The organism is Verrucomicrobiota bacterium, from assembly GCA_027622555.1.
GTDB lineage: Bacteria > Verrucomicrobiota > Verrucomicrobiia > Opitutales > UBA2995 > UBA2995.
Genome location: JAQBYJ010000151.1, coordinates 1 through 10,710 on the forward strand (window position 1 = coordinate 1; position 10,710 = coordinate 10,710).

Genomic DNA, 10,710 nt, shown 5'->3' on the forward strand with positions numbered 1-10,710 from the left:
CCAGTCAAGGTATTTGCACATATATTCTCTGGCCTGTTGGTCATCGACAAAGAAACCGGGATACTGCGGAAAGGAGCTAAAAGGGTCGGCCCTTGATGTTTGGTATTCGGTCTATAAATCCATAAAAAGGATACGCTTATACGTTGATTGTTTAACCTGGTCAAGGATGGCTAAAAGGTTACAGTCAAACCGGGCGCTACTTTTTGGCAGCTTCTAATTCCGAAGCGATCACATTGCAGAAATCAACAATGTCTTCTTCGACAACGGCTTTCTCAATTGAGGCCATGTATTGATTTCGTGAATCTACACGGATGGTTGTCCATGGATATCCGCCAGCAACCAGGCATGTATTGAGGAGAAAACGCCCCATGCGACCATTGCCGTCGGGGTATGGGTGTATGAAAACAAAAAAGAAATGTCCAAGGATCGCTCTTACTCCCGGGTGGTCCTCCTGTTCAAGTAATTCGAAAAAGGTTTCCATTAAATCAATCACATGGGCTTTGGCCGGAGGAACATGCCGCGAATCACGAATGTATACCGGGCCACGCCGGTAACCAGCGAGATCATGGGATTTCATTATCCCTGCCCGTACAGATACGCCAAACATGGCTCGATACCAAATCCCGTGATCTTCTTTAATAACAGTTCCAGGATTTTCTCCCTTCTCAATTCTTTGAATGGATTTTGTAACTTCATCAAAAGCCTCCGCATATCCCTTGGCTGCGAGCGCATTCTTGAGGCTCTTATGGGATTCACCCTTTTCTTCGGTCCATTCACCAGACTCTACCATTTGGATGAGTTCCCGAGTTACCTGATAGCCTTCGATTGAAAGGGAATGGTAGGTGTCGTATTCCTTTAGCTTTTCAAACTCTTTAACGTACCCCGACTTAAAGGGTTTCCTCCTGGACTTTGGAAAATGTTTAATGACTCCTTCGCGCATCTGCATCCACATTGTTTTCATTCGCGCCACATGGGGAGATTTTACTCGTTCAGACAGGGCAAGTAGGGGAGGCTGATCAAACGGGTTCTCTTCATTCAGATTTGGATAGCCATTTGATTGGAGGATGTGCTCAAAATCTTTCTTAAATTGATTCAATCCCAAATGATCCATAGCACCCATTAACCGCCCAGCCAATGTGAGGGCGGCAGAATCGGGTCGATGTTCATATTTCATATTTGGCGCGGCCAAGAGTGGTTCTTCGGATTCTGTGGATCGAAGAAACGAGATAACGTAGGATGTTTTTCGCACTTTTACAAAGGACTTGAAGTTGCCAATCTGAAAGGAAAAGAATGGGTGCCTGACCTAGTTGTTAAGTGTGTTCTGATCTGTGAACGGTTGGGACCTCTTCTTGGGAGTCGAACTCGTTTTGAGTCGGCTAAAAAGGTCAGCCCTTGCGGGTGTTTTGCTCAAACCAGAATGGCTTGGATTTTCACGCGGTCTTCAATATTTTCGATTCCAATATCAACGACTTACGACCGATTATTTTAAAAAAGGCGAAAGGGGTCAAACGCAAAAGATTAACATTGACCTGGGGCGATCGCTGGGCTTCGGTCAGCGGATGCCAAGAAAGCAACGGGTGGAATTTGCCGGAGCCGTTTACCGCAACATCAGCCTCGGCAACCACCGCAAGGATCTTTTCAGCGACGACAGAACCACAGATGCTTGAGAATGCGCTTCTGGAAACCGTTCACCGGTGCGGGTGGAAGCTTTACGCCTTTGTCATCATGAGCAACCACTCCATCTGGCGATCGCAACCCCGGAGCCAAATCTGGTGGCGGGAATGAAATGGCTTCAGGGAATTTTCGCCACCCGCTTTAATCGTTTCCATGAGGAACGCAGCCATGTGTTCCAGAGGCGCCACAAGTCCCTGGTAGTCGAATCGGACAGATCCTTGCCGGGTCTTATGGATTATATCCACTTGAACCCGGTCAGAGCGGGCCTGTGTGATGTGGAACATCTGAAAGAATACCGGTTCAGCAGCTACCTCCATTATTTTAAGAAAGTTCGGACGCAAGGCTTGGATCGTGGAGTGTCGCTCTCCCTTTTAGGATTGTCGGACAACCTGAGGGGCATGAGGAAATAACAGGAACATCTGGCTTTGCTTGGGGAGGGAGACCCCGGGAAACGCGAAGAGCTCTACAGGAACTATTGCCGGGGTTGGTTTATTGGGAGCAACCAGGCAAAGAAGGAGTTGGCCAATGAACTTGTGAACCAGCAACCGGGCGTCGACTGGGAGGGGGTGGAATAACGTATGGATAGCCCGCCGGTTAAATATGGGACATCCGAACCGGGTCAGCAATTCGATCAATTGAAAGGGATGTTAATGTTTTGCGTTTGACCCTTTTTTTTACAGCTTTTTTTTACAGTCCTCAGAGACGTTCCACCTCAAGGAAAGTCACCGATTGCGATTCCAATCCGGTTTTCAACCAGGCTTCAAGCCGGCCGTCGCCACCGGGTAGTTCCACCGATTCAAACACGCAGGTTGAAGATCCTGCCGCTATGGACTGCGATACTTGTTCCGTTCCGAAGCGCACGTAGGCCGTACGGTCTTGTGCGACCGGGCGGAAGGTCAAGGTGAAACGGTATCGACCGGACTTTGTTACCCGTGCGCTCCAATAGGGTAGCCGGGTCATTTTCTGTAAGTCGAAGGTGCTTAGCAGGGTGGGGTTTTCTTCGGGGGCACCTAAATAAATACGCTGGGGATCCCAGTAGTTGAGCTCGGCGGTGACATCGCGGTACCAGTTCTCGTAGGTGGTCATCATGGAAGCGACCACTTCCGGGTGGGAGCGATGGATATCGTTGATTTCATCCGGGTCGTTCTCAATGTCGTAAAGCTCCAGATTGGCAAGCTGATCGCGAATGTCGTATTCGCCGATATCCAGAGTGCTGTCGCGGGGATTTGGAAGGGCCTGCACCAGTTTGTGGCGTTGTGATCGCACGGCGAAATGGCTGTACATGAGGGGCTCGTGGTTTGCGTTGTGCTGGAAGACGAGTGTGCGTTCGGGCCACTGCGGATCAGCCTGGGTGACGAGTGGCAGAAGGCTTCGTCCATCCAGAATGCGCTCCCTGTCAATGGGTTTGGCTCCACAGGCCTCGAGAAGGGTCGGAAGGATGTCGATGTGTGCCGCTATGTGCGGTAGTTTTATCCCTGCCTTGATTTTGGCGGGCCAGCGGATGAGGAAGGGCACCCGGATTCCGCCTTCGTAGATACTGGATTTGGTGCCCCGGAGTCCGGCGTTGTAGCGGTCGGGGTAGAGGTCGTTTTTCTCGCGTGCGGTCCGGGGTCCGTTATCGGAAAGGAAAATCACAATGGTGTTTTCTTCCAACTTGAGCTCCTTCAAGCGCTTCATGACAAATCCCACATTCTCGTCGATGTTGGCGATCATGCCGTAAGTTTTGGCATTGATCTCATTGACTCCGTACTTGCGGTAGGGCTTCACATACTTCTCCGCCACCTGAAGGGGTAAATGTGGAAGGTTGGTCGCCAGGAAAATGAAGAACGGATCGTCCTTGTGTTTTTCGGCAAACCGCATCGCTTCCTGGAAGAAAATGTCGTTGCAGTAGCCTTGGTATTTCTTCGGGACATTGTTGTGCCGGAGTATGGGATCGAAATAACTGTTGCCCGGTGGATCGCCCGCCTGACCCACACCGCCGGCGGTGTGATGGAGGCATTCCTCAAACCCTTTGTCCGAGGGGCGCACGGGAAAGTTGTCTCCCAAATGCCATTTCCCAAAAATACCGGTCCGGTATCCCGCGGCCTTGAGATTTTCGGCAATCGTCATTTCCGTTTCGCGGATGATACTGCGGCCATCGTTCACTTCCACGGCACCTGTCCTTTCGGGGTAGCGACCGGTAAGCAGGGCCGCCCGTGTGGGTGTGCAGAGGGGTTGGACGTAGAAGTTGGTAAGCTCGGCACTCTCACTTGCCAAACGATCCAGGTAGGGGGTTTTGAGTTCGGTATTGCCGTGAAAACCCACGTCACCAAAGCCCTGGTCATCGGTCAGGATGAGAATCACGTTCGGGCGCTGCACCGGGGGTGTCTGAGCGCTCGCCAGATTAGTGAGTCCCAGTGCGATGGCTCCCAGTAGTGCGGCGCACCGAATCAAAAAGTGAAGTGAGTGGATAGGGTTATTTTTCATGAGTTTAAATTATGGGGAGTAGTATCATTTAGGGTTGGATGGATGGAAACGAAAATTCCATGCTTTCGGGGGAACGCGGCCAACTTGTCATGGGTAACTATTTTACGGATCTAAGATACGGGATTCCTCCATGTCTCTAAAACCTTTGTTTTCCTGAAACATTTCAAATGAACGGGAAAATATTTCATCTGATTTCCGAAATGTCGGAACACGGTCGTTTTCCGATTTAGGCGAGTCAAGGGGTGCTCAACCAATACCTCGGTCCATCCCTCGCTCGCTTCGGATTGTTTACTTCCCTTTCAGCGGTAAAACGGTTCCCAGGTCAGCCAGCGGGGGCCGTATTTGATCTCGGGGGCGCCAACTTCGTGGGCGCCCAGGTCGGGTGCCTTGCCGACGAAGTCGTCATTCACGGTGGGGATAACGACGCCGGCGTCCACAGGGCGGCTCTTCGGTTTGAGACGGGGGTTCAGGTCCATGGCGTGGTAGGCCTTGAAAGGATTGGCTTGGTCGGGCGGGCTGAGTTGTTCAAAGATGTCGTAATCGATTTCGATGCTGTGTTTCTCTTGCCCGGTGCGTTTCTGGAAGTCGGCCAAGGTGGAAGCAACCACCCAATCATCGCCGCCGGGCTGGTAGTTGATCTCTCCTGCCGGAGGCGAGAACCATTTATACTGCTCCTTCACGCCTTTATTCGGACGATAGCCGTTGTAGTCGGACGAGGCGACACTGTGGGAATTTCCTATATTGGAGATTCCTTTATCCGGATTGTCCCTGCCCAGAAAAAGATTGTTTCGAAAATGCATGTTCGCGGCGGTGCCGCCGATCTGGTTTTCGCAGATGATGGTGTTGTGCCAAACGAAGAGACCGGCGGGTTTGCCCCCGAACTTGAGAGCCACTCCCCGGGGAACGTTGTAAAGGGTGTTGCGGTAATAGTAGGCGGGACCACCGAAAACAGGTTGGGCGCTCAGGCCACCCATGGACGCGTTGGTTCCCCGGTTGTTGAAAATGCGGATGTTATGAACACCCCCGTCGGCTTCGATGAAGTCGTCGTTCGACATGTGCAGGTCGTTGTTGTAAATGTCTATCGACGAGGCGCGGCGGTGCGGATCTTCCGGAGGTGTGCCGTAAGTTGAGATGCCGATGGAATCGTGGAAATAGGCGATGGAGTTGTGGGCGATCACATGGCCCGGACCGTATACCTTGATGGCGTAATAACTGACCATGCGGTGGGACTTGTAGAGCGGTTCCTCCCAGCTTATTTTATCCGGTGTCCGCGGGCGTCCGCCCCAGCCAATGAGACGGAAGCGGTCGTCCCGGCCAATAAAAATGTTGTCGGCGATATAAAAATCCGAGGAATCCGCATTCTCGGTCCAGACACCGAAGCCGATGTTTTCGAAGCGGCAGTTTTTCACGGTAAGACCGACCGCGCCGCTCACTTCCTTTTGGCCGGCGAAGATAGCCACATCGGTGTTGCGGAAGGTGAGGTTTTCAAAAATGTGGTAACGGGAGGCCATGACATCAAAGAGACGGTGGTTGTTGTCTCCATCGAAGATCACCTCTCCGTCCCCGGCCGCCTTGATGGTGATGGGCTTTTCCGGAGTGCCCTTGAGAGTGAGTGACATGGTTCCGTCGAACGGCGTCATCATGGGATCCACGTAATCGAAGCGCTCCACGCGGTAGAGCCCGGCATGCACGAGCAGCGTGTCACCGGCTTCCACACGCTGTTCCCAAACAACGTTCCAGTCTCCCAGGCCGGCGCCGTAGTAGGCTTGGAGAATACCGGTGAAACTGGGTTCCTGACGGGGACCTTCGAAGTCGGGCGGATAGACGTGCAAGGTCCGGCCTCCTTGGTAAGACATCGGTTCGGTGCGGGTTTTGACTGTGACGGTGTGCTTGGCTTCGCCGGAGATCCCATCGGGGTCCTTCATCTGAAAGCGGCATTCGTATTCCGTGCCCGGCTTGAGGTTTAGAATACTACCGGCAAAGCCTTCGGGCACGATGTAGTCGAGATGCTCCCTGTCGCGATAAATTCGTTCGCCTCCGATCCGCACCAGCGGCAGGGCTGGACGCCAAGCGGTTTCCCCTACGGCCCGGAATTGCACGGCGACTTCAGCATTGCGGTTTTCATCGCCCTGGATGGACCACTCGAAGCCCAGGTTCAGCAGGGTGGGGTGCTCGACCGTGAACCTACCGGCAACGGTGGCGTTTCGAGCGGAAGCCGTTCCGCAGCCAAGGAGAACCAGGCAGAGAGTAAACGTAATTTTATTCATGGGGTATCTTGGAAAATGAAGTGGAGAACTTTCAACGCCAACAATGTAAACTAGTTGATTAAAGAAAGCTATCCTGTAAACACAGGATACTCGGATATCCCTGTTTTGGTATCATGGATTCTATGAAAGATTTCTCCTCGAAATTCTTTCAAACAAGTGCATTCTCATCGTTTACCTCAAGAGACTATTCAAGTAAGTTTACCAGTCATGCCACAAAATTGGTTTCGATGCTCATCGAAACGGTTCAATTCGAACCGAATGCCGTCCCTGTGCCTAATGGCTGCTTTCACCCTGTTTGTGCTGGACGGATTTGCCACCTATGAGGAACCGCTCAAACCGCATTGGGCGTTTCAGCCGTTGTTTTCGAAGAAACAGATTGATGAGGCGGCATCGGACTCAGGCTTATCCATTATTGATGCTTTGATTGAGACCCGGCTCGAACGTCAAGGTTTGGAACCGAACGGTGAGGCCGATAAGCACACCTTAATCCGCCGGGCCACCTATGACCTGACCGGACTGCCTCCGACGCCCGGGGAGATCTCCGACTTCGTGAATGACAGGCGCGAAGACGCCTATGGGAAACTGATTGAGCGTTTGTTGGCCTCTCCGGCCTACGGTGAACGGTGGGGAAGGCGTTGGCTGGATCTGGCCAGATACGCCGACTCCAATGGTGCGGATGAAAACCACGACTATCCCGAAGCCTGGCGTTACCGCGACTATGTCATTCGCTCCTTCAATCAGGACAAAGCTTACGACCTGTTTATCCAGGAACAGCTTGCCGGTGACTTGGTGCCTTCCTCCGGCAATTTGAAAACTGATCACGATCAAATCACGGCCACCGGATTCCTGGCCTTGGGACCCAAGATGTTGGCCGAACAGGACAAAGACAAGATGCTGATCGACATCGTGGACGAGCAGATTGATGTGGTTGGTCAAACCTTCATGGGACTGACTGTCAGCTGCGCCCGCTGCCACGACCACAAGTTCGATCCCGTCTCGCAGAAAGATTATTATGCCTTGGCCGGAATTTTCCGCAGCACCAAAACCATGGCCCACACCGACCATGTATCCCGCTGGGTGGAAACCGTTTTCGATGATCCGGGAAATCAGGCCATCGTTGAGAAATATGAATTGGATCTCGCCGCCTTGAAAGCGGAAATAGCCAACCTGGAAAGCGAGTTGGATGCTGGCAAAGACATCGAAGATTCGGCTCAAACCAGCGAGCAGGCCATGCAACTTGCCGATCTGAGAAAGAAGCTTCAGAACCTGGAAAGAGCCGGTGCTCCGGTGCCAAAAGCAATGGCGGTGACCGAAGGTGAACCATTGCTTATGCCGGTGCTTGCCCGGGGTGATCACTTGAAACCCATGGGTGAACCGATTCCCCGGGGTGTGGGCCAGCTCCTGGCTGATTGTTTGGCGCCACCTTCCGTTGAACCCTCTAACAGTGGCCGCATGGAACTGGCCGCCTGGTTGACTGATCCCCGGCATCCCCTGACCGCCCGGGTCATGGTAAACCGCATCTGGCAGGGACACTTTGGTTTCGGCTTGGTCCGCACGCCATCCAATTTCGGATTGCGGGGCGAAGCTCCAACCCATCCGGAACTGTTGGACTGGTTGGCCCGTGAGTTCATGGACAGCGCCTGGTCCATCAAACACATGCACCGGACGATTATGCTTTCCGCCGCCTATCGCAGAAGCAGTCAAAACAATCTGGAATACAGCGTCACCGATCCCGACAACCGTTTGCTCTGGCGGCAAAACCGTCGGCGGCTTGAAGCTGAATCCATTCGGGATGCTGTGCTCTTTGTTTCCGGAAAACTGGATCAATCGGGCGTGTCATCCCCCGATAATGGGGACAAGGGTGAATCCTATGACGGCAAAAAAGAAGAAGATACCGAACCTTTGATCCGCACGGTGTATTTGCCCATCAACCGGGCCAGGCACAATGAAATGTCCGCCACGTTTGATGCGGCCGATCCGGCGGTCCATCATCAGCAACGGGAAGCGACGGTGGTTCCCGGTCAAGCGCTTTACATGATGAACAATGAACTGGTCATGACTGCCGCGCGGGACCTGGCCGCGGAATTCAGCCACTTGGGCTCCCAGTCGGTTCCATCCAGCTTAAACGCCTTGTACCTTAGACTCTTTGGCCGTCCGGCCCTGCCTCGGGAAACGGAGATGTTGGTGGGTGAGGGTGAACTTCAACCCGCCGATCTGAAAACCCGTGTTTCCCCCACACTCGAAGATTGGGAACGCATTTGCCGGGTGCTTCTGGCCGCCAACGAGTTTGTTTATTGGAATTAATTTTATGGGCCACCTTTGCAACCATCGTTTACCACCGCCCATTAGCCGGCGCCAGATGCTGGCGACCTGCGGGATGGGTTTTGGTGCGCTCGCGCTGAGGGGAATCCTGCAAGCCGACTCGTCTCTGGTCAACCCCTTGGCCGCACGGGAACCCCATATACCCGCCACGGCCAAGCGCGTCATTTTTCTCTTCATGCATGGTGGTCCATCGTCGATGGATACCTTTGACTACAAGCCTCGCCTGCAGAAAGATAGCGGGAAACCCTTGCCTTTTGCCAAACCCCGCGTGCAGTTTGCCGAAACCGGAAACTTGTTGGGCAGCCCTTGGGAGTTTAAACAATATGGCGAATCCGGACAATGGGTCAGCAGCCTGTTTCCCCAGGTTGCCACTTGCATGGATGACCTGTGTGTTATCAAATCGATCCACGGCTCGAATGATGCCCACGGGGGAGCTCTCCTGAAAATGCATACCGGCTCCGACACCTTTGTCAGACCGAGTTTGGGTTCCTGGATCAGCTATGGTCTGGGTACGGAAAACCACAGTCTGCCCAGTTTTATCACCCTGAATCCCACCATGGGGCATGGTGGGGTGAAAAATTTCAGTTCCGCATTTCTTCCGGCCATCCACCAGGCGACGCGCATTGGTCAGAAGGGCTCCGACATGAAGGATGCCGCCATTTCCAACCTTCACAATGAACTGCTTACCCGGGAGCAACAACGGCGCGATTTGGACTTATTAAAAGAAGTGAATCGCATGCAGTTGGAACAGACGGGCGCCGACTCCGACCTGGAGGCGCGGATCGATTCTTTTGAACTGGCTTTCCGCATGCAGATGGAGGCATCCGATATCATGGATCTCAATCAGGAGAGCCAGGCCACCCGCAAGCTTTATGGAGTGGATCATGAACCGACGGATAACTTTGCCCGTCAATGCCTGCAGGCGCGAAGATTCTCGGAAGCCGGCGTTCGCTTTGTGCAGTGCACCCACAGTTACTGGGATTCGCACCGCAATTTGAAAAAGGAGCATACCAGCCTCGCGGCGGAAGTGGATAAACCCATTGCCGGATTATTGAAGGACCTGAAGTCCCGGGGTCTTCTCTACGATACCCTGGTAATCTGGGGTGGTGAATTTGGCAGGACACCCACCGCCCAGAAGGAAGATGGCCGGGATCACAACCCCCATGCGTTCACTTGGTGGATGGCCGGAGGTGGTGTGAAACCGGGCTTGAGTTATGGTTCGAGCGATGATTTCGGCTACTACGCCGCCGAGGACAAAGTGCATGTCCATGATTTGCACGCCACCATCCTGCATTTGCTCGGACTCGACCACGAACGCCTGACCTATCGTCATGGTGGCCGGGACTTCCGCCTGACCGATGTGGAAGGCGAAGTGGTGCGGGCCCTATTGGCCTGATTCTACAAACGCGCAAAAGTTTTTCCGGTTAACAAAGCCTATTTTCCTGCTGAGAAAATGCCTATGCGAAAGGCTTTGGCCACAGCTGCGGGAGCATTTTGCACATGCAGCTTTTCGTAGATGTGCTTCACGTGGTAGGCGACCGTGGTGATGCTGATTTGAAGTTTGTCGGCAATTTGTTTCTTCACCAGTCCCTCTGCCAGCAATTGAAGTATTTCCTGTTCCCGTACAGAAAGCGTTTTGCCGAGATCTTCATCCGTTTGAGAGGACATGGTTCGCAAAGTTCTCAGGATAAAATTTGCAACGCCTGAATCCAGGGAAGCACCACCTTCCATCACTGTTTTAATTCCTTCGGTTATTTGATTCACCGTGGCGGACTTCAACAAGTATCCCGTGGCTCCGAGGGATATGGCTCCTAAAATATCCGCTTTATTGTCCGATTGGGTGAGGACAATGATCTTTGATTTTTCCACATATTTCCGCAGCCAGGGAGCGGAAGGGGTCAAGGGAGCGGAAGGGGTCATAGAAAGCGCCGGGATAAACCGGCTTGGAATAAGGAATGAAAGAGTCCGACAGAGAAGACCT

Annotated in this window: 8 protein-coding genes; 4 read left to right on the forward strand and 4 right to left on the reverse strand. The window is 53.0% G+C overall.

Going from position 1 to position 10,710, the window contains the following annotated elements:
* Positions 1–196 precede the first annotated feature (196 nt).
* Positions 197–1,174, reverse strand: a complete 978-nt coding sequence (locus O3C43_22810) for a Fic family protein (protein MDA1069320.1) — start codon at positions 1,172–1,174, stop codon at positions 197–199.
* A gap of 154 nt (positions 1,175–1,328) precedes the next feature.
* Here O3C43_22810 and O3C43_22815 point away from each other — a divergent pair, with 154 nt between their 5' ends.
* Both O3C43_22815 and O3C43_22820 read left to right on the forward strand, forming a co-directional pair.
* Positions 1,329–1,667 (forward strand): hypothetical protein, encoded by a 339-nt coding sequence (locus tag O3C43_22815; protein MDA1069321.1) that lies wholly within the window; start codon positions 1,329–1,331, stop codon positions 1,665–1,667.
* A gap of 33 nt (positions 1,668–1,700) precedes the next feature.
* The gene (locus O3C43_22820) at positions 1,701–2,084 is read left to right on the forward strand and encodes a hypothetical protein (GenBank protein MDA1069322.1); all 384 of its coding nucleotides are present in this window, start codon (positions 1,701–1,703) and stop codon (positions 2,082–2,084) included.
* Between the two features lie 286 nt (positions 2,085–2,370).
* On the opposite strand, the gene O3C43_22825 is transcribed toward O3C43_22820, so the two are convergent.
* Both O3C43_22825 and O3C43_22830 read right to left on the reverse strand, forming a co-directional pair.
* Positions 2,371–4,140 carry an arylsulfatase gene (locus tag O3C43_22825; GenBank protein ID MDA1069323.1) on the reverse strand — a complete coding sequence of 590 codons (1,770 nt, stop codon included), beginning with the start codon at positions 4,138–4,140 and terminating at the stop codon, positions 2,371–2,373.
* A gap of 299 nt (positions 4,141–4,439) precedes the next feature.
* The gene (locus O3C43_22830) at positions 4,440–6,407 is read right to left on the reverse strand and encodes a hypothetical protein (protein MDA1069324.1); all 1,968 of its coding nucleotides are present in this window, start codon (positions 6,405–6,407) and stop codon (positions 4,440–4,442) included.
* 276 nt (positions 6,408–6,683) lie between these two features.
* Here O3C43_22830 and O3C43_22835 point away from each other — a divergent pair, with 276 nt between their 5' ends.
* The gene (locus O3C43_22835) at positions 6,684–8,711 is read left to right on the forward strand and encodes a DUF1549 and DUF1553 domain-containing protein (GenBank protein MDA1069325.1); all 2,028 of its coding nucleotides are present in this window, start codon (positions 6,684–6,686) and stop codon (positions 8,709–8,711) included.
* A gap of 4 nt (positions 8,712–8,715) precedes the next feature.
* On the forward strand, positions 8,716–10,125 hold the full coding sequence (locus O3C43_22840) for a DUF1501 domain-containing protein (protein ID MDA1069326.1): 1,410 nt from the start codon (positions 8,716–8,718) through the stop codon (positions 10,123–10,125).
* 38 nt (positions 10,126–10,163) lie between these two features.
* Here O3C43_22840 and O3C43_22845 read toward each other — a convergent pair.
* Positions 10,164–10,710: response regulator transcription factor (locus tag O3C43_22845; GenBank protein ID MDA1069327.1), on the reverse strand; the 547-nt coding region annotated here is incomplete at its 5' end.